This is a genomic window from Paucibacter aquatile (assembly GCF_002885975.1).
Lineage (GTDB): Bacteria > Pseudomonadota > Gammaproteobacteria > Burkholderiales > Burkholderiaceae_C > Paucibacter_A > Paucibacter_A aquatilis.
Genome location: NZ_POSP01000003.1, coordinates 995,990 through 1,019,801 on the forward strand (window position 1 = coordinate 995,990; position 23,812 = coordinate 1,019,801).

Genomic DNA, 23,812 nt, shown 5'->3' on the forward strand with positions numbered 1-23,812 from the left:
CCTCCCCACACGCAAGGGCCCAAGCGAATGGGCCCTTGTTCTTTTCAGCTGCACCCCACCAGGAGTCCGCATGAGCGACACCATTGACCACCAAAACGCCGAGCGCCTGGCCGCTCTCCTGCAGATCCTCGTAGCCGCCACCCCCGAAGACGAAACCGCCGTGCCCATCGACATGCTCGACGGCTACCTGACCGCGCTGATCTGCGGCCCGGTGGTGGTCACGCCCATCCAGGCCATGGACGCGCTGTTCGGCGAAGACTGGGCCGATGCCCTGGACGAGCAGGACGCGACCGAGGAGTTCATGAGCGTGCTGCACGAGCGCTGGAACGAGATCGCCGACAGCCTCAACCCCGAAGCTCTGGCCGCCCACCCGGAAGCCATGCAGCTAACGCCGCTGATCACCGAGTTCGACGACGCCACCAAGGCCGACCTGCTGAGCCAGGGCGTTCTGACCGCCGAACAGCTGGAACAGCTGCCGCCCAATGGCCTGATGTGGGTCGAAGGCTTTATGCAGGCCGTCGATGACTTCGAAGAAGCCTGGTACATCTTCGACAGCGAAAGCGAAGAAGGCCAGATGCTGGACGCCATGCTGATGTCCGTGGCCGCCGTGGCCATGGCCCCGGGCGAGCAGCGCGAAGCCTATATCGCCGAAGCCTACGACGAAGGCGAAGAAGTCGACCAGGACGTGCTGCTGGACGACGCCCTGTTCTCGGCCCAGGACCTGCGCCTGTTCTGGGTACAGCAAGCCGACCGGGACGAAGCTGCCAACGACGCCGAAGGCCCGGACGCCTGAGTCCTGACGTCGAAGTCCTGACACCTGACACCCTGCACCTGAACCCGGCGAGCTCAGACTCGCCGGCGACAGCGCTGCCGGGTTCAGCTCACAAACGCCCGGCGCAGTTGGGCGCGCCACAGCGGCAGCGCAGCCGCCCCTCGTGGTGGCTTTCGCCGTAATCGCAGGTCAGCTCTTCGCCGGCCTCGATATCGCGCAAGGCGTAGAACTCCACCCGCCCCTGGCTGATGCGCAGCACCGCGTTCGCGGCACAGCTGTGGTTGATGCAGCGGAGCGCGTCAGTGGACAAAGTGGCATCCACCGCCCGGGTTTCGGAAACCTCGACGATGTGGATGCGCTCGCGGCCCTTGGCCCGGCGGCGCGCCTCGCGCACCGAGATGGCCTCACCGCGCAGCTCGCCGATCTTGCGCCGATGCGGAATCGGCTCGGCCGCGAACACACCCAAGCCATCGATGGGGCTCTCGCCCACGCGCAAGGCGAAACGCTCGGCCGGCAAGGGCGGGCGCTTGCCCGCCGGTGCTGCGTCGGCAGGCGCCGCCTCCTGGGTCACAGATCGGGGCTCGGTGGGCAAAGCAGAGAGGCGCGGCATGGTGGCGCGATTGTCGCAGCCCCTGTCGCTGCCGCGCCGCAGTTCACCCGCTTTGCATCGGCGCCCATCGCCTCGCGCTTGACCCAGGGCCGGGCGGGCCGACATACTGCGCCGCATGAACTCCGCCGCCATTTCCGCTCGCCGCAACGCTGAACGCAGCCGCGTCAAGCATCACCACATGCAGCAGCGTGCCATGGTGGTGGACCGGATGCCGTCCTGCGTGGGCGCCATGCTATTGGCCCATGCACATGGACACCTGGTGGGGCTGCAACAGCGGGCAGCCCCTCACAGCTGAAGGCCCGGCCTCACCACACAAGCCTGATTCCCCCGAAAAGCCCGCTGCCACCCAGCGGGCTTTTTCTTTTCTCGCCCCGCGCATTTCAACAAGCGCTTGCTTTCCAACCGAAGGAGCCCCCGATGGAGAAGATCACGATCCGACGCAGCCAGGTTTCAGACGCCGCCGCCATGGCCCAGCTGATGTCCCACCCTGAAGTCTTCTCCGGCCTGCTGCAACTGCCCTACCCCAGCGAGGAGCTCTGGCGAGCCCGCCTGCAGGACAACGCCGTGCCCGGCAAGACCGATCTGTCCTTGGTGGCCGAGGTTCAGGGCCAGGTGCTTGGCAGCGCCGGCCTGCATCCGGCAGGCGCCTCTCTGCGCCGGCGCCACGCCATGGGCCTGGGCATCTCGGTCGCCGCCGAAGCGCAGGGCCAAGGCATCGGCCGGGCCCTGATGGCCGCCTTGATGGACTATGCCGACAACTGGGGCCAGGTTTTGCGCACCGAGCTGACGGTCTACGCCGACAACGCCCGGGCAATTCGGCTCTACGAGAGCTTCGGCTTCCAGCGTGAGGGCCTGATGCGCGCCTACGCCCTGCGCAACGGGGTTTATGTCGACACCCTGGCCATGGCGCGCCTGCACCCCAATCCGCCGCGCTGGAACTGAAGACGGTTCAAGCGACCGAAAAAGCAAAAGGCCGCGAACGCGGCCTTTTGCTTCTTGGGGAATGATTACCGCGCCAGAGGCGCCGGCTTCACTCAAATCGGGCGGAACTGTGCGCGGCGCAGATCGGCCATGCGCATCTCTTCCGGCGTGGCCTGGCCTTCCACCACCACCTTGGGCAGTTGCTTGGCCGGGGCACGAACGACCGGGGCGGAACTCAGGCGCTTGCCCGTCACCACCAGGCGCGCCAGCTTGACCACTTCGCTGGCCTGCACCGGTGCCGGCGGAAAAGCCAATCCCAGGAAAGCGGCGCTGAGCGCCAGGGGCGCGGCCCAGGCACGAGAGAAGGGCCTGACGCTCTGCCTTGCCCGTGTCTTTTGACGTTGCTGCATTTCCAATACTCCCCCGCCTGCTTTGGGCGATCTGTCATCAATGGAGCGAAGTATCACCAAGGCGCAGGGTCAGCTCCAGTAAAAAGCGACGAACTGCAGTTTTGGGCGATGAGGCAGCGGTGCAGCCACCTGAATTTCGCTCCACACCCGGTGAAACCCGGGTTGATCGGCGTCAAGCATACCGAAGCTCACTCGACTTTCCCCAGAATACCCGGTAAGCAAACCATGTGTAGACCAGAATCGCCGGCAAAGTGACCAAGACCCCCCAGAGGATGACGGTCAAGGACTTGGGTGCGGCGGCGGCTTGCCAAACCGTCAGGCGGTCGATCAGCACATAGGGATAGAGGCTGTAAGCCAGGCCCAGCGCGCCCAACAACATCACGGCCACCATCAGGGCAAACGGCAGCCAGCACAGCTTGCCACGCACCCGGTGCGAGTTCAGCATGGCGCGCAAAGCCAGCAGGCTCAGCGCCGTCATCAGCGGGATGGGCAGCAAGGCGATCAGCTCAGGCATGCGGAACCAGCGCTCGCTGACCGTGGCACTGACCCAGGGCGTCATCAGCGACACGCCCGCCAGACCCAAGACCACGGCCGGCCAGGCCAGCTTGGCCCGCTGCACGGCCAGGGCTTGCACAGCGCCATCCATCTTCATGATCAACCAGCCGGCGCCCAGCATGGCGTAGGCGGCCGCCAAGGCCAGGGCAATCAACAAGGCAAAAGCGGTGTAGCCCGGGCCCTCGGCAAAGCCGGTGATGTAGCGCGCCAGCATCCAGCCCTGGGACAGGGCCGCCAGGGCCGAGCCGAAGATGAAGCTGCCGTTCCAGAAGGGCTTCCACTCAGCCGGCGCCTTGACGCGGAAGTCAAAGGCCACGCCGCGCAGCATCAAGCCGAGCAGCATCAGCGCCACCGGCAGGTAGAGCGCCTGGAGGATCAGGCCATGGGCTTTGGGAAAGGCCACCAGCAAGATGCCCACGCCCAGCACCAGCCAGGTTTCGTTGGCGTCCCAGAAAGGGCCGATCGAGGCCACCATCTGGTCCTTGTGGGCATCGCTGGCGCCCAGCATCAGCAGGCCGACGCCCAGGTCGTAGCCATCCAGCACCACGTAAATCAAGAGGGACAGGCCCATCAGGCCGAGAAAGACCAAGGGCATCCAGCCGGCAGGCGTGCTCAGATCCGGGTTCGCAAAGTTCATCAGGCCCTCCATCAGGCAAAGGTGCGGCTCTGGGTCAGGCGCGAGGGCGTACTCGGCCCATGCTCCAGCGGCTTCTCGGCCATGTACTTGAGCACGCCGACGTAAGCCAGGATCAGGAACAAGTACAACGTCACATAGCCCGCCAGAGTCAGGGCGATGTGCGGCGCCGGTGTGGTCGAGGCCACCTCGCTGGTGCGCAAGAGGCCGTAGACGATGAAGGGCTGGCGGCCGATCTCGGTGACATACCAGCCGGACACGGTGGCCAGCCAACCCGAGAAGGCCATGCCGCTCAGACCCCAGAGCAGCGGCCGCGGCAGTTGCTCAGCCACCCAGGCGCGGCGACGGTACAGCCACAGGCCCGCCCAGCTGAAGGCCAGCATCAGAACGCCCGTGCCGACCATGATGCGGAAGCCGAAGAACAGCGGGGCCACCGGCGGATGCGCGCCCTTGAACTCGTCCAGCCCGCGGATCTCGCCCTCGGCTTCATGGGTCAGGATCAAGCTGGCCAGCTTCGGGATGCCGATTGCAAACTCATTGCTGCGCGACTTCTCATTCGGCCAGGCGAACAGCAGCAAGGGCGCGCCGCGTTCGGTCTGCCAGACGCCTTCCATCGCCGCCACCTTGGCCGGCTGGTGCTTGAGCGTGTTGAGCCCGTGCATATCGCCCACCAGGATCTGCAGCGGGATCAGCACCGCACCCAGCGTCAGCCCCACCCGCAGCACGCGGGCGGTGCTGGGCTGGCTCTTGCGCTTGAGCAGCTGCCAGGCACTCAGGCCGGCCAGCAGAAAGGCCACGGTCAGGCCCGAGGCCAGCAGCTTGTGAGCCAGGCGGTAGGGGAAGCTGGGATTGAAGATCACCTCGGTCCAGCTCAGCACATGGAACTCACCGTTGACGATCTCGAAGCCCTGGGGCGTTTGCATCCAGGAGTTCAGGCTCAGGATCCAGAAGGCGCTCAGGCTGGTGCCAAAGGCCACCAGAAAGGTGGCGGCCAGATGCACCCGCTCGCTGACCCGGCCATGGCCGAACAGCATCACGCCGAGGAAACTCGCCTCCAGGAAAAAGGCTGTCAGCACCTCATAGCCCAGCAGCGGCCCGGCGATATTGCCGGCCCGCTCCATGAAGCCCGGCCAGTTGGTGCCGAACTGGAAGCTCATGGTGATGCCGCTGACCACGCCCAGCGCAAAGCTCAGCGCAAACACCTTGGTCCAGAAACGGTAGGCATGGAGCCAGGCCTCCTGATGCGTGCTCAACCAGCGCCAGCGGAAGAACAGCAGCACCCAGGCCAGGGCGATATTGATGGTGGGAAACAGGATGTGGAAGGTGATGTTGGCGGCGAACTGCATGCGGGCCAGCACCACGGGGTCGAGAGCATGAAGGGCGTCCATGGCTTCACACCTCCGAAGCCGGCTTGCCCGCGACACCGCTGACGGCGCGGCCGATGCGGCCCGGCAGCTCCAGCATCTTCTGCACCTTGGAGCCCATCTTCATCAGCTGGCCCAGGGTCTGCGAATCCATCTTCTGCACATCGTCGAACCAGGTCGTCATCAGTTCGATCAGGTCGTGCATGCCGCGCATGCGTTCCTGCGCCACACGGTCCTCTTCGCAGGTTGGCGCCTCCAGCAAGGCATTGCGCAGCATGGACAAGGTCGGTTCGATCTCGCGCCGGCGGCGTTCTTCGGCCAGGGTGCGAAAGATCTCCCACGCATCTGACGGCGCCTCGAAATACTCGCGCCGGTCGCCCGGCAGGTGGCGCAGGCGCACCAGGCGCCAGGCCTGCAACTCTTTCAGGCCCATGGAGACATTGGAGCGGCTGAACTCCAGGTTCTCGGCGATCTCATCGGCATTGATGGCCTGGGGCGAGACAAAGATCAGGGCGTAGATCTGCCCGACGGTGCGGTTGATGCCCCAACGGCTGCCCATTTCCCCGAAATGGGCCACAAAACTACGAACCAGGGGACTCATGGCTTGCATGGCGGCGTGTCCTTGCGCCAGCGCAAAGCCGGCGTCTTTTGAGGGTGGAGGAATTTGATCTGCTTCAAGATTTTGCTGAATTTTCAAGAATTCCTGAAAATTCAGCAAGTCCACAAGTCCTTGACCGTGCGAGCAGCGAGGTTGCTGCGTCATGAGGGGCGCCAATAATGCGAGGAAAGCTGGGCAGGCTCATCGCCCCTCCCCGCTCCTTGACCGCCTCCACCCACCTGATCCCCATGCCGAGCCGCCCCGGACTTCTTCTTGCCCTGCTGCTCCAGGGGCTGCTGGCCCTGTGCGCCGCGACAGCCGCTGTCGCCAGCGACGCCGCGCACCGTGTGGAAATCGCCAGCCTGCCGCAGCAGGACGGTCAGCCCCTGGCCTTGAGCGGCTATTGGTTTCCGGCCGCCAGCAGCGCCGAAGCCCAGGCGCGGCCGGCCGTGCTGCTGCTGCATGGCTGCGGCGGCGCCCTGGGCCGCCAGGCGGATCGGTTGTCCGAACGCATGCAGAGCTACCGCACGCTGCTGAATCAGGAAGGCTGGCATGTGCTGGTGCTCGACTCCCTGAGCCCGCGCGGCGAGCGCGAGCTCTGCACCCAGCGCATCGGCAGCCGCCAAGTCACCATGCGCGAACGCCGCCGCGACACCCTGGGCGCCCTGCAATGGCTGGCGGCCCGGCCTGAGGTGGACCCGGCACGCATCGCCTTGCTGGGTTGGTCCAACGGCGGCAGCACGGTGCTGGCCAGCACGGCCGCCGACCATGAGGAAGCGAAAGCCGCGCCCCTCAAGCCGCGCGCCGCCGTCGCCTTCTACCCGGGCTGCGAAGCCGAACTCAAGCGCGGCTACCGCGCCCAGGCGCCCTTGCTGATGCTGCTGGGCGCCGCTGACGACTGGACGGCCGCAGCGCCTTGCGAAGCCCTGGGCGCCCACAGCCGCGGTCAGGCCGGTGGCGCCGCCGTTCAATTCCAGACCTACACCGGCGCGTACCACGGCTTCGATGCAGCCGCGCCCGTGCGCCTGCGCCGCGAGGTGCCCAACGGGGTGAACCCGGGCGCCGGCGTGCATGTCGGCGGCAATGCCGAAGCCTGGGCCGCTTCGCGCGAGGCCATGCTGGGCTTTTTACGCGAACAGCTGAAATGACGACAACGATGACGATGACAAACGCAGGCGCCAGCCCTGAGCTGCACAGCCCCCGCCTGCTCTTGCGGGCGCCCTCCCCCGCCTTGTGCGAGGCGGTGCGTGATTTCCAGCTGCGCAACCGCGAACACCTCGCCCCCTGGGACCCGCCCCAGCCGCCTGACTTTCTGACGCCCGAGGTGGTGCTGGCCCGCTTGCAGCAAGGCGCCGATGAGTTTGCCGCCGGCGCCGCCCTGCGCTACTGGTTCGCGCGCCGCGTGGCACCGGCCGTGCTGATCGGCCAGATCGGCATCTCGCAACTGAGCCGCGGGCCCTTCCAGAATGCCAGCCTGGGCTACAGCCTGGATGCCCATGCCCAGGGTCAGGGCCTGATGCACGAGGCCTTGCAGGCCGTCATCGCCGAGCTGTTTGGCCCGCGCGTGCGCCTGCACCGGCTGCAGGCGGCCGTGAGGCCAGAAAACCGGCGCAGCCGCGCGGTGCTGCAGCGCCTGGGCTTCAGCCCGATTGGCCTGAGCCGTCGCTACCTCTTCATCGCTGGCGCCTGGCGCGACCATGAGCTCTTTGACCTGGTGAACCCGGCCTGGCCGGATGACCAAGCGCCCTGATCAACCAGCCACCCAGCCCAGCTGGGTGCGCCTCACGCTCCGGCCGGCATCACGCCGCGGTGCCGGTGAATTTTCTGGCCGACTTTGATAAATTATTGTTTTACAGAAATTTATCAAGAGAGAATGCCGGCCATGCGCCCCGACACCACCTCCAAGCACCCAAGCCCTGCCCGACCTCAATCGGCCCGAATGCAGCCGCTGGAACGCGTGCGCCGCCTGGCGCTGTGGGTGCAGCTGCTATGCGCGGCCGGCGCAGCCATGCTGGTGCTGGTGCCAGCGCAGCTGTGGAGCCGCGCCGATTGGGTGGAAAAAGTGGCGCGCAACTATTGGGTCAGCGACAGCAGCATCCCGCTGCAACTCGACGCTGCCTCGCGCGCCTGGGGCTGGGCCGCCAGCTGTCTGCCCTGCGCCGTGTTGCTGTTCGCACTCTGGCAGGTCTGGTGCCTGTTCGGCGCCTACCGCCTGGGCCAGGTCTTCACGGCAGAGCCGGTACGGCGGCTGCGCCGCCTGGCCCTGGCCTTGATGGTGCACGCCCTGGCGCAGCCGGTCGCCCACACCCTCTCCGTCCTGGCGCTGACCCTGGGCAACCCGGCCGGTCAGCGCCAGCTGGTGCTGGGCCTGGGCTTCGAGCACTTCATCAGCTTGTTCATCGGCCTGGTGATCTGGGGCATCGCCCAGGTCATGCAGCAGGCGCAGGCGGTGGCCGAAGAGAACGCGGAGTTCATCTGATGCCCATCGTTCTGACCCTGGACGTGATGCTGGCACGGCGCAAGATGCGCTCGCGCGAGCTGGCCGAGCGGGTGGGCATCACCGAGGCCAATCTCTCGCTGCTGAAATCAGGCAAGGTGCGCGGCGTGCGCTTCGACACCCTGAGCCGCATCTGCAACATCCTGGACTGCCAGCCCGGTGATCTGCTGCGTTATGAGCCCGGCACCGAGACCGGCACTGATCCCGACGGTGCCGAGGCCGAATCGTGAAGCGCGCTCACCCCGACTTTCTCCACCCGCGCAGCCCGACCCGGCGCTGGGCCTGGTTCGGTGTGGCCCTGCTGCACCTGTTGCTGCTCGCCTTGTTTCTGCAGGCTCGCCAGAGCAGCCTGAACACCGCGGCGAAGGCCGAACCGCAGGCGCGATGGGTCACCATGCGCTTGTTCAATCGGCCCTCGCTGCGTCCGCAAGAACTGGAGAAGAAGAAAAAGCCAGAACGCATGACGCCCGAGATCCGAATGCCGGGCCGCTTGCCGCGCCAAGCCCAGAGCGCCACGCCTCAAGCCCTTCCGATCACAGCGCCCAAGGAGCCCATCACCACACGCCTCGCGGCGCAGGCGCCGCCGCCCGAACCCGCGGCCAGCAGCCCTGAGCCTTTGAAGCTCAAGCTCCCGCTGCGCCAGGCGATCGGCGCAGCGATCAGCCCCGCCGAGATGGCACGCCTCGACCCGCGCAGCAACACCCGCCGGCCCGATGTGGGCGAGCGCATCGCCAGCGCGCTGGGCTCACCCGAACAGACCGAGGAACAGATTGCGCCCGGCCACACCCGCATCCGCCAAGGCAGCTCTTGCTACGACGTGCAAGACGCTCGCGTCAGCCAGCTGTTTGCATTCGACCCGATGACCCGAGGCGCACCCAAGTTGGTGTCCTCGTGCAAGAAGTAAGTAAGAAGTGAGTCACGCCGCACCGGACCAGACCCACACTTGCGCCACGCTCCATTCACAGACACCCGCCGCCCACAAGCCCATGAACCACACCTCTGCAATCCCGCTCTCTCGCCGCTCCGCGGCCCTGTTGATCACGCTGAGCGCACTTGCCCTGCAGGTCCAGGCCCAAGCCCAAACAACGCCGCCCGCCGATGCGGCCAGCACCCCGGTGCAGCTGGAGACCGTTTCCATGACGCTGCAGCGCGACGGATCGCTGATTCCCTACGGCAAGATGAATGAGATCCTGAGCCTGATGCAAAAGTATGGCGAAGCTCAGTTCTACATGGAGTTCAAGCTCAGCTTCAAGGAAGCCAAACCGGCTGGCTTCGCGCCCAAGCTGGCGCTGTACCACAACGAAGGCTCGGTACCCATCACGATCGCCACCGACGGCACCTTCACCCTGCCAGTGCTGCCGCTGGAACTCGGCAAGGATGCCGATCTGGCGCGCAACTGGAAGCGCGGCAGCGCCAGCATCCAGGGTTCCCTGCGTATTTCCACCCGCGCCGAGCAGTTGACCATGGGCCAGGTGCGACGCATCACACGCCTGGCCCACAAGCTGCGCAGCGATCTGTTGCCCTGGTATTTGAAGCCTATGTTCCCCCAGTTCGAAGGCGTTCGCATCTGCAGCAGCAAACCGGCCTGGGAACTCGAGTGGCGCGAGAGAGGTCAGCTCGTGGGCCTGCCACTGAGCGCTGACCCCAAGGACAAAGACCCCGATGCCGTGGCTGGCGAGCCACCGCGCAGCTGCACCAGTTTGAATGGCCAGGAAAGCTGGCCAGATGAGGCGCGGTTGATCGCTCCGGCCGATACGCGACTGAGCGTCAAGGGCCTCTCCATCAAATGAGCGCGCGCCGCACCCCTACACTGAAACCATGACCCCATTGCATCTGCTCCACAACCCGCGCTGCTCCAAATCGCGCGAAGCTCTGGCCCTGCTGGAACACAGCGGCCGCCAGGTCGAGGTGACCGACTATCAAAAAACGCCGCTGGACCTGCCCGCACTGCAGGCCTTGCTGAGCCAGCTGCGCGCCGCCGAACCCGGCTTCAATACCCGGGAACTGCTGCGCAGCGGTGAAGAGGAGTACCAGAGCCTGAACCTGGCCCGGCCTGAACTCAGCGAGGCCGAACTGCTGGCGGCGCTGGCCGCTCATCCCAAGCTGCTGCAACGCCCCATCGTCAGCGATGGCCAGCGCGCCGTGATCGCCCGGCCGCCCGAGCGCCTGAAGGCCCTGCTCGGCTGAAGAAGAAGGCTGCGGCCTACTTTTTGTAGCGCTGCAGATCGGGGCCGGCCAGGCGGCAGATGCGCCACTCAGGCAGCACATGGGCGCCCATGCGCTCGTAGAAGCGGATCGCGTCTTCGTTCCAGTCCAGCACGGTCCACTCGAAGCGGCCGTAGTCGCGCTCGACGGCGATCTGCGCCAAGCGGGTCAGGATGCCCTGGCCCAGGCCGCTGCGGCGGTGCGCCGAGCGCACGTACAGGTCCTCCAGATAGAGGCCCGGCTTGCCGAGGAAGGTGCTGAAGTTGGTGAAGAACAGGGCATAGCCCACCACCTCACCGCCGATCTCACCGACCAGGGCCTCGACCACAGGCTTGGGGCCGAAGAGATGCAGTCGCAGCTTGTCCGCGGTCAGCTCCAGCAGATGGCTGAGGTTCTCGAACTCGGCCAGCTCCTTGACCAGGCCCACAATGGCCGGCACATCTCGGGGCTCGGCGGAACGCAAGGTGTATGAAATCATGCGCCCCATTCTGCCCGGGGAATGGGGTAAGGTCTTGCGGCCCGGCCGTTTGATCGCGCACTTGAGCGCCCGCTGTCGCGCCAGCTACATCGGCGCAGCGCCATTCGGCCTACAGTGCAGGCCATGAACGCCACCACGCCCCCTCCAAGCACCGAAGCCGCCGATCGCAAGCCTTGTTACCAGGTGCAGCGCGCACACCGCAGCGAATTCCTGGAGCTGCGCGGCCTGCGCCACCACCTGATGCACTGGCGCAGCGAGGCGGCAAGCGAGCATTCGACCGCCAGCGCGCAGCCACTGCTGGTGATGGTCCATGGCTGGATGGACGTGGGCGCGTCCTTCCAGTTCGTGGTCGACGCGCTGAGTGCGCTGAACGACCGCCGCCCCATCGTGACCCTGGACTGGCGCGGTTTCGGCCTCAGCGACAACGCCCCGGGCAGCAATTACTGGTTCCCCGACTACCTGGCCGATCTCGACGCCCTGCTGGACCGACTCAGCCCCGAGGCTCCGGTCGATCTGCTGGGCCACAGCATGGGCGGCAATATCGTCATGAGCTATGCCGGCGTGCGGCCCGAGCGGGTGCGGCGGCTGATCAATCTGGAAGGTTTCGGCCTGCCGGAAGCCAAGCCCGAGCAGGCCCCGGGCCGTCTGGCCACCTGGCTGAAAGAACTGAAGGAAGCACCGCAGCTGCGACCCTACGCCAGCGTCGAGGCCGTGGCTCAACGCTTGATGAAGACCAACCCGCGCCTGAGCCCGGACAAGGCCGCCTGGCTGGCACCGCACTGGTCGCGCCAGCAGGCCGACGGCAGCTGGCATTTGCTGGCTGACCCGGCGCACAAGCGCGCCAACCCCATCCTCTACCGCAAGGATGAAATCGTGGCCGGCTGGAAGCTGATCACCGCGCCCACACTCTGGGTCGAGGGCGAAGCCAGCGATTTGAGCCAGTTCTGGGGCGACCGCTACCCGCGTGCCGATTTCGAAGCCCGGCTCAGCGCCGTGCCCCGGCTGGAAAAACACCGCATTGCCGATGCCGGCCACATGCTGCACCACGACCAACCCGAGGCGCTGGCGCGCTGCCTGGAAGACTTTCTGCTCGCCTGAAGCGAGCTCAAGGGCCGATCAGCCCGGCCCGGCATGGAGCTGGTCCAGCCGGTGCATGGCCCAGGCATACACGGCCACGATCAGGCAGAACACCAGCAGCGCCCCTTGGGCGGCCACCCAGAAGCTGAAGGGCCAGCCAAAGAAATCGAAGCTCAGTTCGCGGGCAAAGTAGCTCAACCCGAAAGCCACGCCCAGCCAGATCAGCAGCAAGACACCGGTGAGGCGGCGGGTGCGCTGCCAGTAGCGCAGTTGCTGCGCGCTGGGCGGCGCGGTCGGCAGCGATCCCGGCAGGGGCGCAGGGCGGTCGAAATCATGCAGATTCATGGCTGGGCAGTGTGCAGCATTTCCCCCGACGGGCGGCCTGGGGCAAGCGCTTTGCTGCCAGCGCGCGCCGGCATGTGAAAATAGCGGGTTCGGATGCGCGAGCAAGCCGGGCTTGGCCGCATCCTGCAAGCGGTGGGGCCCGACAGGCGCCCCGCACGGCGCGCCACAGACCGCCCGCATCCCACCGCAAGCACTCCTTGGGAACCAAGAACATGGACATCGAACGCATCAACACCATCGGTAGCACCCTGGCCGACCTGACAGCGCGGACTGCCGCGCTAAGGGGGTATCTTTGACTACGATCGCAAAGCACTGCGACTGAACGAAGTCAATGCCGCGCTGGAGAACCCCAGCGTCTGGAACGAGCCCAAGCGCGCCCAGGAACTGGGCAAGGAAAAGCGCACGCTGGAAAACGTGGTCAACACCGTCGACCACCTCGAGAGCAATCTGGCCGACAACGCCGAGCTCTACGAGATGAGCAAGGCCGAGGATGATTTCGCGGGCCTGGAAGCCATCGAGGCCGATGCGGCCAAGCTGACGGAGATCGTCGAGCAGATGGAATTCCGCCGCATGTTCAACAACCCGGCCGATCCGCTGAACTGCTTTGTCGACATCCAGGCCGGCGCTGGCGGCACCGAAGCCTGCGACTGGGCCAGCATGCTGCTGCGCCAGTACCTGAAGTACGCCGAGCGCAAGGGCTTCAAGGCGACGCTGGAAGACCAGACCGACGGCGATGTGGCCGGCATCAAGAGCGCCACCATCAAGGTGGAGGGCGAATACGCCTTCGGCCTGCTGCGCACCGAGACCGGTGTGCACCGCCTGGTGCGCAAGAGCCCCTTCGACAGCTCGGGTGGCCGCCACACCAGCTTTGCCTCGCTGTTCGTCTACCCGGAAGTCGATGACTCGATCGAGATCGACATCAACCCGGCCGATGTGCGCACCGACACCTTCCGCGCCTCCGGCGCCGGCGGCCAGCACATCAACAAGACCGACTCGGCCGTGCGCCTGACCCACATCCCCACCGGCATCGTGGTCCAGTGCCAGGACGGCCGCAGCCAGCACAGCAACCGCGACGTGGCCTGGAAACGCCTGCGCTCGCGCCTGTACGACCATGAAATGCGCAAGCGCATGGAAGAACAGCAGAAGCTGGAAGACACCAAGACCGATGTGGGCTGGGGCCACCAGATTCGCAGTTATGTGCTGGACCAAAGCCGCATCAAGGACCTGCGCACCAACTACGAAACCTCGGCCACCCAGAAGGTGCTGGACGGCGACCTCGATCCCTTCATCACCGAGAGCCTGAAGCAAGGCGTCTGAGACCCAGACGCCCGCCCGGCTCTTTCCCTGACCGTTCCCTGCCTTGCCTCTGACCCCGCGCCACCCGCGCGGGGCTTCAAACCTCTTGCCACCCAAGGATGCCCGCCATGCGTGAAGGCACTGCCACCCTGATTCGCCGCGAAGACTACTGCGCGCCCGCGTTCTGGATCCGTACCGTCGACCTGACTTTCGATCTGGACCCGGCCAAGACCCTGGTCACCTCCAAGATGCAGCTGGAGCGCAATGCCGCCGTCGCCCACGGCGCCCTGCGCCTGCACGGCGAAGAGCTCAATGTGCTGCGCGTGCTGATCAATGGCGAGAGCGTGTCCTTCCGCCAGGAAGGCCACGAGCTGATCATCGACAACGTGCCCGATGCCGATTTCGCGCTCGAGATCCGCAACACCTGCGCGCCCGACAAGAACACCGCACTCAGCGGCCTCTACACCTCGGGTGGCAGCTTCTTCACGCAGTGCGAGGCCGAGGGCTTCCGCCGCATCACCTACTTCCTGGATCGCCCCGATGTGATGGCGATCTACACCGTGCTGCTGCGCGCCGACAAGGCCAAGTTCCCGGTGCTGCTGTCCAACGGAAATCTGCTGGACTCGGGCGACCTGGACAACGGTCGCCACTTCGCCAAATGGCACGACCCCTTCCCCAAGCCCAGCTATCTCTTCGCCCTGGTGGCAGGCGATCTGGTGGCGCGCGAACAGCGCGTGCGCACCCGTGCAGGCAAGGACCATCTGCTGCAAGTCTTCGTGCGCCGCGGTGACCTGGAGAAGACCGAGCACGCGATGAACTCGCTGATCGCCTCCATCGTCTGGGACGAAGCGCGCTTCGGCCTGCCCCTGGATCTGGAGCGCTTCATGGTCGTCGGCGTGTCCGACTTCAATATGGGCGCGATGGAGAACAAGGGCCTGAACATCTTCAACACCAGCGCCCTGCTGGCCTCGCCGGCCACCGCAACGGACGCTGACTTCGCCCGCATCGAGTCCATCGTCGCGCACGAGTACTTCCACAACTGGACCGGCAACCGCGTCACCTGCCGCGACTGGTTCCAGCTCTCGCTGAAAGAGGGCTTGACCGTCTTCCGCGACCAGGAGTTCAGCATGGACATGGCCGGCGGCGCCAGCGCCCGCGCGGTCTGCCGCATCCAGGACGTGCGCGCCCTGCGCGCGAGCCAGTTCCCCGAGGACTCGGGCGCCATGGCCCACCCGGTGCGCCCCGACACCTTCGTCGAGATCAACAACTTCTACACCCCCACCGTCTACGAAAAGGGTTCGGAAGTGGTACGCATGTACCAGACCCTGGTCGGCCGCGCTGGTTTCGAGAAGGGCCTGAAGCTCTACTTCGAGCGCCATGACGGCCAGGCCGTGACCTGCGACGACTTCGCCGCCGCCATCGCCGCCGCCAACCCCGGCTCGGCCCTGAGCACACGCCTGGACAACTTCAAGCGCTGGTACTCGCAAGCCGGCACGCCGCGCGTGCAGGCCCGCGGCGTGTACGACGCGGCCGCCCAGACCTACACCCTGACGCTCAAGCAGCACAACCCCGCCACCCCGGGCCAGGAGCACAAGCTGCCCCAGGTGATCCCGGTGGCCCTAGGCTTGCTGAGTGCTGAGGGTCAGGCCTTGCCTCTGCAGTTGCAGGGCGAAGACCAGGCCGCCGGCCTGGAGCGCGTGATCGTGCTGGACGAAGCCGAACAAAGCTTTGTCTTCACCAACCTGGCCAGCCAGCCCGTGCCCTCGCTGCTGCGCGGTTTCTCGGCCCCGGTGGTGCTGGATGACGGCCTCAGCGATGCGGACCTGCTGGTGCTGCTGCAGCACGATGCCGATGCTTTCAACCGCTGGGAAGCCAGCCAGCGCCTGGCGCTGAACCGCATCCTGGCGGCCGTGCGCAGCGGCAGCGCCCTGCAGCTGGACAGCGCCTTCATCGAAGCCATGCGCGCCGTGCTGCGCCATCCCGAGCTGGACGCCGCCTTCAAGGACCTGGCCCTGACCCTGCCCGGCGAAGGCTATATCGCCGAGCAGCTGGAGGTGGTGGACCCGCAAGCCATCCACGCCGCCGTGGAGGCCGCGCGCAGCCAGCTGGCACAAGCCCTGCGTGAGGACTGGATCGAAGCCTTCGAGGCCAACCAGATCCAGGGCGGCTACACGCCCGATCCGGTGTCCTCTGGCAAGCGCGCCCTGGCCAATCTGGCCCTGAGCATGCTGGTGCTGGACGCTGCCCGCAGCGGCGACACGGTCTGGCCCGGCCGCGCCTACCAGCGCTTCAAGGACGCCGGCAATATGACTGAGCGCCTCGGCGCCCTGAGCGCCCTGGTCAACGCCCATGCCGAGCTAGCCGAGCCGGCCCTGGCCCGCTTCCATGAGCTGTTCAAGGACGACGCCCTGGTCATCGACAAGTGGTTCGCCCTGCAAGGCCGCACGCCGGAGCTGGATGGCAAGAGCTTCGCCCGCGTCAAGCAGCTGACCCAGCACCCGGATTTCACGCTCAAGAACCCGAACCGCGCGCGCAGCCTGATCTCCTCGCTGTGCATGTTCAACCCGGCCGCCTTCCACCGCGCTGATGCAGCGGGTTATGTGTTCTGGGCCGAGCAGGTGCTGGCCCTGGACGCCATCAACCCGCAGATCGCCAGCCGCCTGGCGCGGGCCATGGACCGCTGGACCACCCTGGCCCAGCCCTACCGCAGCGCCGCCCTGGAAGCGATCCGCCGCGTGGCCGCCAAGCCCGACCTGTCCAGCGATGTGCGCGAGGTCATCGACCGCGCGCTGGAGTCCGACAAGTCGGCCGACGCCGCCGCCTGAACGGGCAGATGACAAGGGGCCGCGAGGCCCCTTTTCTTCGTCTGCCGCGTTCTGACCCGTTTTTTTACTTCCCCGAGAAAGACCGTCACCATGACACGTCGCATCAGCCTGACTCAATACCTGATCGAACAACAGCGCCAGCACGGCCACATCCCGCAGGAGCTGCGCCTCCTGATCGAGGTGGTTGCGCGCGCCTGCAAGCGCATCGCCATCAGCGTCACCAAGGGTGCGCTCGGCGAGGTGCTGGGCACGGCCGGCAGCGAGAACGTGCAGGGCGAGATCCAGAAGAAGCTCGACATCATCGCCAATGAGGTGCTGATCGAGGCCAATGAATGGGGCGGCCATCTGGCGGCCATGGCCTCCGAGGAAATGGAAGGCATCTACCTGGTGCCCAACCGCTTCCCCAAGGGCGAATACCTGCTGATGTTCGACCCGCTGGATGGCTCATCCAACATCGACGTCAACGTCTCCATCGGCACCATCTTCTCGGTGCTCAAAAAGGCCGAGGGCAGCAAGGGCGTGTCGGAAGACGACTTCCTGCAGCCGGGCAAGCAGCAAGTGGCCGCCGGCTACTGCGTCTACGGCCCGCAAACCACCTTGGTGCTGACCTTCGGCGCCGGCGTGGCCATGTTCACCCTGGACCGCGAGCAAGGCAGCTTTGTGCTGACGCAAGAAGGCGTGAAGATCCCCGAGGACACCAAGGAGTTCGCCATCAATATGTCGAACATGCGCCACTGGGATGCGCCGGTGAAGCGCTACATCGACGAATGCCTGGCGGGCGAAGAAGGCCCGCGCGGCAAGAACTTCAATATGCGCTGGATCGCCTCCATGGTGGCCGATGTGCACCGCATCCTGACCCGCGGTGGCGTCTTCATGTACCCCTGGGACCGGCGTGAGCCCAACAAGGCCGGCAAGCTGCGCCTGATGTACGAGGCCAACCCCATGGCCTTCCTGGTCGAGCAGGCCGGCGGCGCCGCCACCAACGCCCGCCAGCGCATCATGGACCTGACCCCCACGCAATTGCACGAACGCGTGGCCGTGGTGCTGGGCTCCAAGAACGAGGTGGAGCGCGTCACCGCCTACCATCTTGATTCGGCCCAATAATTCCTGCTAGAATTTAAGGCTTGATGCCGGTGTAGCTCAGTCGGTAGAGCAGCTCATTCGTAATGAGAAGGTCGGGTGTTCGATTCATCTCTCCGGCACCATCAAAAAAATCTGCAAAGCCCAGTTCGCAAGAGCTGGGCTTTGTTGTTTCTGGGCTGGAACGGGATTGCACGCACAGCCGGCCAGGACACGCAGGCGGCTGCGCCGACGTGGCAAGCCAGTCCGGCCCTGTCAGCGCGTCACACAAAGCTGCCACGATGCAATGGCGGTCGGGCGACACTCCCGGCTTCACCGAATTCGCGCCGCATCGTGACACGACCTGATCCTCTGGCCACCGCCTCAGCTTCTCACGCATCGCCCCTCGGCGAGCCGGATTTTTGGCAACAGCCCTGGCTCCATCGCGCCTTGCTGGGACTGTTCCTGCTGATGCTCGCGGTGATTTCCTTTCTGGCGCTGAGCCCGGCTCCGCCCAAGCAAGCGACCCTGGGCTGGGACAAGCTCAACCATGCCAGCGCGTTTGCGGGCCTGTGCACGGTCGGCCTGCTGGCCTGGCCGCGGCGCCGGGTGGCGCTGTGGATCGGCTTGCTGGCCTACGGCGGCGCGATCGAGATCCTGCAAAGCCAGGTGCCCGGGCGCAGCGGCGAGTGGGCCGACCTGCTGGCCGACAGCGCAGGCCTGGCCCTGGGCCTGCTGCTGGCCTTTGCGCTGCAGCGCGCGGCCCGCGTACTCTGGCGCCCACAGCGCGCGCCCGCTACGCGGGAAATGGGTTAGTCTCGCTCCAAAGCGGTCGCCTCCCCGGGCCGACCGCAGGGAGCGCACATGAAGCAAGGCAGCAAGTCCGGAGCTTGGGCTCTGGCGGTGCTGCTGGGAGGCTGCGTGCTGGCCTTTGCCACCACCCTGGCCTTGCAGCGGCAGCAAGAGGCTCAAACCGAAAGGCGTTTCGCCGATTTGGCCCAGCAAACCCTGGGGCAGGTGCAAGCCCGCATGCGCAGCTACGAATACGGCCTGCGCGGCGCCCGCGGTGCAGCCCTGGCGGCGGGGCTGGATCAGCTCAGCCGCGAAGGCTTTCGGGAGTACATGCGCTCGCGCGACCTGGAACGCGAGTTCCCCGGCGCACGCGGCTTCGGCCTGATCCGCCGCATCCAGCCACAGCAGGAAGCGGCATTTCTGCGCAGACTGAAGCAGGAAATCCGACCCGACTTCCACATCCAATCGCTGAGCCCTCACCGCGATGAGCGCTGGGTGATCCAGTTCATCGAACCGGAGGCACCCAACGCCGCAGCCCTGGGCCTGGACATCGCCTCCGAGTCCTCGCGACGCGAAGCCATGCTGGCCGCGCTCAACAGTGGTCAGCCGACCCTGACTCGCCCCATCACCTTGCTGCAAGCCAGCGGCAAACCAGGCCAGGGCCTGCTCTTCATGCTGCCCATCTATCGCAGCGGCAGCACACCCGCAAGCCTGGCCCTGCGTCAGGCCGAGGTGCAGGGCCTGGCCTACGCGCCCTTGCTGGTGGAAGAAATGCTGAACGGCCTGGACCTGCGTCAGGACAGCGCCGCCCTGCGATTGCTGGATGCCGACAACCAGGCCGAACCCCTGCCCTTCTTCGATTCCAGGCCCGGTGCCCCAGCGCTGGCCGGGCTCAGCTTGCGCCTGCCCTTGCAGCTCTATGGCCGCCAATGGCTGGTCGAAGTGCGTGCCCAGCCCGGTTTTCTGGCGCTTCAGCCGCAGCTCAATCCCACCTGGGTGGGCATCAGCATGGCCGGGGTCTCGGCCCTGCTGGCCTTGTTGCTGCATTCGCTGGCCAGCAACCGCCAGCGCCGCCGCCAGGCCGCGGCCGATGCCGCGCATATGGCCACCATCGTGGCGGGTTCCAGCGATGCCATCGTCAGCAAGGACCTGCAAGGACGCGTGACCAGCTGGAATCCGGCGGCCGAGGCCATCTTCGGCTACCGCGCCGAACAAGCCATGGGCCGCCCCTTGGGTGAACTGATTATTCCGCCAGAGTTGCAGGATGAAGAACACAACATCCTGAGCCGCATCGCCAGAGGGGAGCGGGTGCCCCACTTCATCACCGTGCGCCAACGAGCCGACGGCAGCCGGGTTGATGTTTCGGTCACGGTGTCACCCATCCACGATGCTCAAGGCCAGGTGATCGGTGCGGCCAAGATCGCGCGCGACATCACCGAACAAAAGCAGGCCGAGGCCCGCATCCTGCAGCTCAACGCCAGCCTGGAGGGCCAGGTGCAAGAGCGCACCCAGGAACTGGAAACCGCACGCCGCCGCCTGCGCAATGTGCTGGACGGCGTGCCCTCCATGATTGGCTACTGGGACAAGCAGCTGATCAACCAGGTGGCCAACCACGCCTATTCCGACTGGTTCGGCATCGACCCACTGCAGCTGCCTGGCCGCAGCCTGCAGGCCCTGCTCGGGCCCGAGCTCTTCGAAGCCAACCGCCGCCATATCGAAGCGGCGCTGCAAGGACAAGCACAGACCTTCGAGCGCACCATCAGGAGCCTCGACGGTCGCTCGCGCCACTCGCTGACCCAGTACCTACCCGACTGGGTCGACGGTGAGGTGCAGGGCTTCTACGTCGTCGTCAACGACATTACCGAGCTGACCCAGCAGCGCCAGCAGTTGCAGCAGAACGAGCGCTTTTTGCATTCGCTGCTCGACATCGTTCCAGGGATGATGCTGTACTGCACGCCTGATCGACTCTGCGCCTTTGCCAACGCCGCCTTCAAGAACTGGTTGGGCCTGGGCGAAGCGGAGCTCAAGGGTCGGCCCATGGCCGAGCTGCTGGGGCCCGAACGCTCGGCCTGGTTCCAGCCCTTTGTCGATGGCGCCCTGCGCGGCGAAAGCCAGCAGACAGAGCGTCGTATCGAACATGCCGACGGCCGGCACAGCGAGGCCTGGATCCATTTCATCCCCGACCTGGAGCTCGCAGCCAAGCCGGAGACCGACGCCGAGGGCGTCAGCCCGCCCGCCAAGGTGCGTGGCTTCTTTGTGCTCATCACCGATGTCAGCGCCCTCAAGCAGGCCCAGCTGCGCCTGCAGGAACTCAACCTGGTATTGCTGGAACGCAGCGAGCAGGCGCAATCGGCCAACCAGGCCAAGAGCGAATTCCTGGCAAATATGAGCCATGAGATCCGCACGCCCATGAACGCCATCCTGGGCATGTGCTACCTGCTGCAACGCCAGCCCCTGGAAGCCGGCACGCTTCAGATGGTGCGCAAGATCGAGCAGTCGGGCAGCAGCCTGCTGACCATCATCAACGACATCCTGGACTTCTCCAAGATCGAGGCACACCGCCTGGACATCGAGAACATGCCCTTCCGGCTCGAGGATGTGCTGGACCAGCTGGCCTCGCTGATGGCCACGGCCGTGGGCAACAAGCCGGTCGAGGTGCTGGTCGGTGCGGCGCCGGCCGGCGCACTCTTCCTCAAGGGCGACCCGCTGCGCCTGGGCCAGGTGCTGACCAATCTGGCGAGCAACGCCATCAAGTTCACGCCCAAGGGCGAGGTGGTGGTGGCGGCGCGCAAGCTCGACCTGCCCGACCCGCGCGGCCCGGACTTCATCACCCTGGAATTCAGCGTGCAGGACAGCGGCATCGGCATCCCCGAAGACAAGCTGGCCGACATCTTCCATGCCTTCAGCCAGGCCGACAGCTCGACCACCCGCCGCTTCGGCGGCACCGGCCTGGGCCTGACCATCAGCCGCCAGTTGGCCGAGCTGATGGGCGGCAGCATCGCCGTGCAAAGCCGGCTGGGCCAGGGCAGCACCTTCACCGTGCGCCTGCCCTTCCAGCTCAGCGAGCCGGCAGAGAATTCACTGCCCGCCATGGTCCACCAACGCGTTCTGATCGCCGACGACCATGCCATCGCTCGCCAGGTGCTGTGCAGCACGGCCGCCAGCCTGGGCTGGCATGCCGATGCCGCCGACTCGGCCGGCCAGGCCCTGAAGCTGGTGCACGAACGTGCCACCCAGCTGCCCTACGACGTGATCCTGCTCGACTGGCGCATGCCAGTGGTGGATGGCCTGGCGGCAGCCGTGCTGATCCGGGAGCAGCAGCATCAGGACGCCGATGGCAGCGATCGCCCCGACGCGCCCATCATCGTCATGGTCACCGCCTACGACCGCGACCACCTGCGCGACGAACCCGGCGCCCAGGCGGTGGATGCGGTGCTGACCAAACCCGTCACCGCCTCGGCGCTCTACAACGTGGTGCTGGAGGCCAAGAGTCGCCGGGGCGCCTTGCTCGGTACCCCGGCGTTGCCCGCGCAGCAAGAGCAACGCCTGCGCGGCCTGCGTCTGCTGGTGGCCGATGACAGCGAGATCAACCGCGATGTGGCCCAGGACATCCTGCGCGGCGAAGGCGCCGAAGTGCTGCAGGCCGTCGATGGCCTGGATGCATTGAATCGCCTGCTCGGCGAAGGCGAGGCCATCGACCTGGTGTTGATGGATGTGCAGATGCCGGTGATGGACGGTTATGCCGCCACCGAGAAGATTCGCGCCACGCCGCAGCTGCAGCGGCTCAAGGTGGTGGCCCTCACCGCGGGCGCCTTCCAGCAGCAACGCCAGGCCGCGCTGGCGGCTGGTATGGATGCTTTCGTCGCCAAGCCTTTCAATGTGGATGAGCTGGTCGGCACCATCAACCGCCTGCTGGGGCGCAGCGCCGACGGCGACGCCGCGGAACCCGGGGGCCTCCGGAGCAGCGAGGCAGCCACGCCGGCCGAAACTCCCGCAAGCTCGCCGCCGGGCACCGAGGCCAAGCCGTCCTTCGACGCCGAGCGAGGCCGGGCCGCATTCCGCCAGCCAGGCCAGTTCCAAGGCCTGCTGCAGCGCTTCCTCAGCGACACCCAGGTGCGCATGCACGCCCTGGATGACGGCGACCGCGCGGGCTGGGCCCAACTCGGCCACGCCACAGGGGCACCCGCCGGTTACCTCGGCATGCAGGACTTGAGCCAAGCCGCGCTGGCCCTGGAACAGCTGTGCAGCGAGGGCGAGCAGCCCTATGCGCAGGCCTTGCAACACTTTCGTCTGACCTTCGACGCTGCCCGTCAGGCCGCCCTGGACTATCTCGCCGACACGGCCTGACGCGGCCCGCCCTCAGCGCCTTTTTTTACCTCCACCACGGCTCCGCGCTCCTCGTTCGCCCCAAACAGACCGCGCGCACTGTCACCAAGGCTTCACGGCCCGCGGTGATGCTGGGTCTGCGTTGCCGTCTGAGCCCAGGCCCGGGCGGCAGCGCCCATGAGCCCAGCGGCCATTCACGCTCCATCCACCGCGCCCCGACTCGGGCGCACGAACGAAGGAAGAGACGATTTCCATGAGCCAAGCCCAAGACCTCCAAGACCTGCCCGAAGGCGTCACCCAGGAACTGCTGGACGAGGACGATTTCGAAACCGTGGCCGATTACCACCGCCTGGCCGCCCGCCACTTCTCCGCCGCGGCCGACCACCACCTGGCTGCTGCGGCAGCCGCCGAAGACGGCGAGCATGAAGCCACCGCCCGCCACGCCCACCTGGCCTACCGCCACCAGCTGCACGGCGTGCAATACGCCGAGGTCGCCACGCTGGACAACGACGAGCTCGAAGACGAGTACCTGGAGCCCGAAGACGAGGGCGAAGAAGGACAAGACCACGCCCAGTAAGCTCTGCGCGGACCGCGGCCCGGGCCGTGATGGCCCGGCTGCCTCGCTGGGCGAGCACCGAGGGCAACCCCGCCCAATCCAGCACTGCGCGGCCAGGAAAAGAAGATCCTGCGAGCACCTCCGCATTGGCGGGGGAGGCGCTCGCAGGCAAGGAGCAGTCCTGTGAAGCACGGGCTCGGCACAACTCATCCAACACACCCTGGCCCGGGTCCTGGCATGCGCGCTGCACGCCTTGTCGCCGCATGGGGCGCGGCGGCGCTGCGTCAGCAGCCACCCTGCCCCAGGGCACAGGCCCGACGATAGGGCCGCAGGCCATGTAACGCAATTCCCCGCCGGCATCGGCCCTGAACCGTCTGCAACAGGGCAGAAACATGCGCTCGCCCCGGTGTCATCGAGCAGCAGCGTGCGGGCCGACATCGTGGCGCCGATTTCGCGTGTTACGTTATTTAACGTGGCCACAAGCCCCGGAAC

24 protein-coding genes and 1 tRNA gene are annotated in these 23,812 nt (G+C 66.4%); 18 read left to right on the top strand and 7 right to left on the bottom strand.

What is annotated here, in order from left to right:
• The first annotated feature begins 70 nt into the window (after positions 1 to 70).
• Entirely contained in the window at positions 71 to 793 is a 723-nt protein-coding gene (locus C1O66_RS07535; RefSeq protein WP_102767315.1) for a UPF0149 family protein, read from the top strand.
• A gap of 88 nt (positions 794 to 881) precedes the next feature.
• Here C1O66_RS07535 and C1O66_RS07540 read toward each other — a convergent pair whose 3' ends face one another.
• Positions 882 to 1,382: an SET domain-containing protein gene (locus C1O66_RS07540; RefSeq protein ID WP_102769525.1), complete on the bottom strand. Its 501-nt coding sequence runs from the start codon at positions 1,380 to 1,382 to the stop codon at positions 882 to 884.
• A 115-nt stretch (positions 1,383 to 1,497) separates the two neighbouring features.
• Between C1O66_RS07540 and C1O66_RS23625 the strand changes: the two genes are divergently transcribed.
• Both C1O66_RS23625 and C1O66_RS07545 read left to right on the top strand, forming a co-directional pair.
• Positions 1,498 to 1,677 carry a hypothetical protein gene (locus C1O66_RS23625; protein ID WP_133155132.1) on the top strand — a complete coding sequence of 60 codons (180 nt, stop codon included), beginning with the start codon at positions 1,498 to 1,500 and terminating at the stop codon, positions 1,675 to 1,677.
• A gap of 122 nt (positions 1,678 to 1,799) precedes the next feature.
• Positions 1,800 to 2,324 (top strand): GNAT family N-acetyltransferase, encoded by a 525-nt coding sequence (locus C1O66_RS07545; protein ID WP_102767316.1) that lies wholly within the window; start codon positions 1,800 to 1,802, stop codon positions 2,322 to 2,324.
• A 92-nt stretch (positions 2,325 to 2,416) separates the two neighbouring features.
• Here the strand turns inward: C1O66_RS07545 and C1O66_RS07550 are convergent, their stop codons facing one another.
• The 4 genes from C1O66_RS07550 to C1O66_RS07565 form a co-directional block, all read right to left on the bottom strand.
• The gene (locus tag C1O66_RS07550; protein ID WP_133155133.1) at positions 2,417 to 2,713 is read right to left on the bottom strand and encodes a hypothetical protein; all 297 of its coding nucleotides are present in this window, start codon (positions 2,711 to 2,713) and stop codon (positions 2,417 to 2,419) included.
• A gap of 172 nt (positions 2,714 to 2,885) precedes the next feature.
• Positions 2,886 to 3,905 (bottom strand): cytochrome d ubiquinol oxidase subunit II, encoded by a 1,020-nt coding sequence (locus C1O66_RS07555; RefSeq protein ID WP_102769526.1) that lies wholly within the window; start codon positions 3,903 to 3,905, stop codon positions 2,886 to 2,888.
• 11 nt (positions 3,906 to 3,916) lie between these two features.
• The gene (locus tag C1O66_RS07560) at positions 3,917 to 5,290 is read right to left on the bottom strand and encodes a cytochrome ubiquinol oxidase subunit I (RefSeq protein WP_102767318.1); all 1,374 of its coding nucleotides are present in this window, start codon (positions 5,288 to 5,290) and stop codon (positions 3,917 to 3,919) included.
• Positions 5,291 to 5,294: 4 nt separating this feature from the next.
• Positions 5,295 to 5,876 (bottom strand): GbsR/MarR family transcriptional regulator, encoded by a 582-nt coding sequence (locus C1O66_RS07565; protein WP_207795917.1) that lies wholly within the window; start codon positions 5,874 to 5,876, stop codon positions 5,295 to 5,297.
• A 236-nt stretch (positions 5,877 to 6,112) separates the two neighbouring features.
• Between C1O66_RS07565 and C1O66_RS07570 the strand changes: the two genes are divergently transcribed.
• The 7 genes from C1O66_RS07570 to arsC all read left to right on the top strand — a co-directional run bounded on the left by C1O66_RS07570 (position 6,113) and on the right by arsC (position 10,548).
• Positions 6,113 to 7,012, top strand: coding sequence for a dienelactone hydrolase family protein (locus C1O66_RS07570; protein ID WP_165794522.1), 900 nt, complete (start codon positions 6,113 to 6,115; stop codon positions 7,010 to 7,012).
• A gap of 8 nt (positions 7,013 to 7,020) precedes the next feature.
• Positions 7,021 to 7,614: a GNAT family N-acetyltransferase gene (locus C1O66_RS07575; RefSeq protein WP_165794523.1), complete on the top strand. Its 594-nt coding sequence runs from the start codon at positions 7,021 to 7,023 to the stop codon at positions 7,612 to 7,614.
• Between the two features lie 132 nt (positions 7,615 to 7,746).
• Positions 7,747 to 8,343 (top strand): DUF2975 domain-containing protein, encoded by a 597-nt coding sequence (locus C1O66_RS07580; RefSeq protein WP_165794524.1) that lies wholly within the window; start codon positions 7,747 to 7,749, stop codon positions 8,341 to 8,343.
• Entirely contained in the window at positions 8,343 to 8,591 is a 249-nt protein-coding gene (locus tag C1O66_RS07585) for a helix-turn-helix domain-containing protein (protein WP_102767322.1), read from the top strand. Before C1O66_RS07580 ends, C1O66_RS07585 begins: the two co-directional genes overlap by 1 nt.
• On the top strand, positions 8,588 to 9,265 hold the full coding sequence (locus C1O66_RS07590; RefSeq protein WP_102767323.1) for a hypothetical protein: 678 nt from the start codon (positions 8,588 to 8,590) through the stop codon (positions 9,263 to 9,265). The genes C1O66_RS07585 and C1O66_RS07590 overlap by 4 nt, the downstream gene beginning before the upstream one ends.
• An 82-nt stretch (positions 9,266 to 9,347) precedes the next feature.
• Complete coding sequence (locus tag C1O66_RS07595; protein WP_102767324.1) at positions 9,348 to 10,151, top strand: hypothetical protein; 804 nt, start codon at positions 9,348 to 9,350, stop codon at positions 10,149 to 10,151.
• A gap of 28 nt (positions 10,152 to 10,179) precedes the next feature.
• On the top strand, positions 10,180 to 10,548 hold the full coding sequence (gene arsC / locus C1O66_RS07600; protein ID WP_102767325.1) for an arsenate reductase (glutaredoxin): 369 nt from the start codon (positions 10,180 to 10,182) through the stop codon (positions 10,546 to 10,548).
• Positions 10,549 to 10,564: 16 nt separating this feature from the next.
• Here the strand turns inward: arsC and C1O66_RS07605 are convergent, their stop codons facing one another.
• Positions 10,565 to 11,053, bottom strand: coding sequence for a GNAT family N-acetyltransferase (locus tag C1O66_RS07605; RefSeq protein WP_207795918.1), 489 nt, complete (start codon positions 11,051 to 11,053; stop codon positions 10,565 to 10,567).
• 114 nt (positions 11,054 to 11,167) lie between these two features.
• On the opposite strand from C1O66_RS07605, the gene C1O66_RS07610 reads away from it, so the two are divergent.
• On the top strand, positions 11,168 to 12,142 hold the full coding sequence (locus tag C1O66_RS07610; protein WP_102767327.1) for an alpha/beta fold hydrolase: 975 nt from the start codon (positions 11,168 to 11,170) through the stop codon (positions 12,140 to 12,142).
• 18 nt (positions 12,143 to 12,160) lie between these two features.
• On the opposite strand, the gene C1O66_RS07615 is transcribed toward C1O66_RS07610, so the two are convergent.
• A complete protein-coding gene (locus C1O66_RS07615) occupies positions 12,161 to 12,466 on the bottom strand; it encodes a DUF4212 domain-containing protein (protein ID WP_102767328.1) in 306 nt (101 codons plus the stop codon).
• A gap of 212 nt (positions 12,467 to 12,678) precedes the next feature.
• On the opposite strand from C1O66_RS07615, the gene prfB reads away from it, so the two are divergent.
• The 7 genes from prfB (at position 12,679) to C1O66_RS07650 (ending at position 23,341) form a co-directional block, all read left to right on the top strand.
• Positions 12,679 to 13,783 (top strand): peptide chain release factor 2 gene (gene prfB / locus C1O66_RS07620; RefSeq protein WP_102767329.1). Its coding sequence is split into 2 segments (ribosomal slippage): positions 12,679 to 12,759 and positions 12,761 to 13,783, totalling 1,104 coding nucleotides; the frame shifts between segments, so codons are not numbered across the junction.
• 107 nt (positions 13,784 to 13,890) lie between these two features.
• Positions 13,891 to 16,587 carry an aminopeptidase N gene (gene pepN, locus C1O66_RS07625; RefSeq protein WP_102769528.1) on the top strand — a complete coding sequence of 899 codons (2,697 nt, stop codon included), beginning with the start codon at positions 13,891 to 13,893 and terminating at the stop codon, positions 16,585 to 16,587.
• Positions 16,588 to 16,677: 90 nt separating this feature from the next.
• On the top strand, positions 16,678 to 17,691 hold the full coding sequence (locus tag C1O66_RS07630) for a class 1 fructose-bisphosphatase (protein ID WP_102767330.1): 1,014 nt from the start codon (positions 16,678 to 16,680) through the stop codon (positions 17,689 to 17,691).
• Between the two features lie 25 nt (positions 17,692 to 17,716).
• Positions 17,717 to 17,792 (top strand) — tRNA-Thr (locus C1O66_RS07635).
• Positions 17,793 to 18,096: 304 nt separating this feature from the next.
• Positions 18,097 to 18,462, top strand: coding sequence for a VanZ family protein (locus C1O66_RS07640; RefSeq protein ID WP_243392735.1), 366 nt, complete (start codon positions 18,097 to 18,099; stop codon positions 18,460 to 18,462).
• A 48-nt stretch (positions 18,463 to 18,510) separates the two neighbouring features.
• A complete protein-coding gene (locus C1O66_RS07645; RefSeq protein ID WP_102767331.1) occupies positions 18,511 to 22,785 on the top strand; it encodes a PAS domain-containing hybrid sensor histidine kinase/response regulator in 4,275 nt (1,424 codons plus the stop codon).
• A gap of 232 nt (positions 22,786 to 23,017) precedes the next feature.
• The gene (locus C1O66_RS07650; RefSeq protein ID WP_102767332.1) at positions 23,018 to 23,341 is read left to right on the top strand and encodes a hypothetical protein; all 324 of its coding nucleotides are present in this window, start codon (positions 23,018 to 23,020) and stop codon (positions 23,339 to 23,341) included.
• Positions 23,342 to 23,812 lie beyond the last annotated feature (471 nt).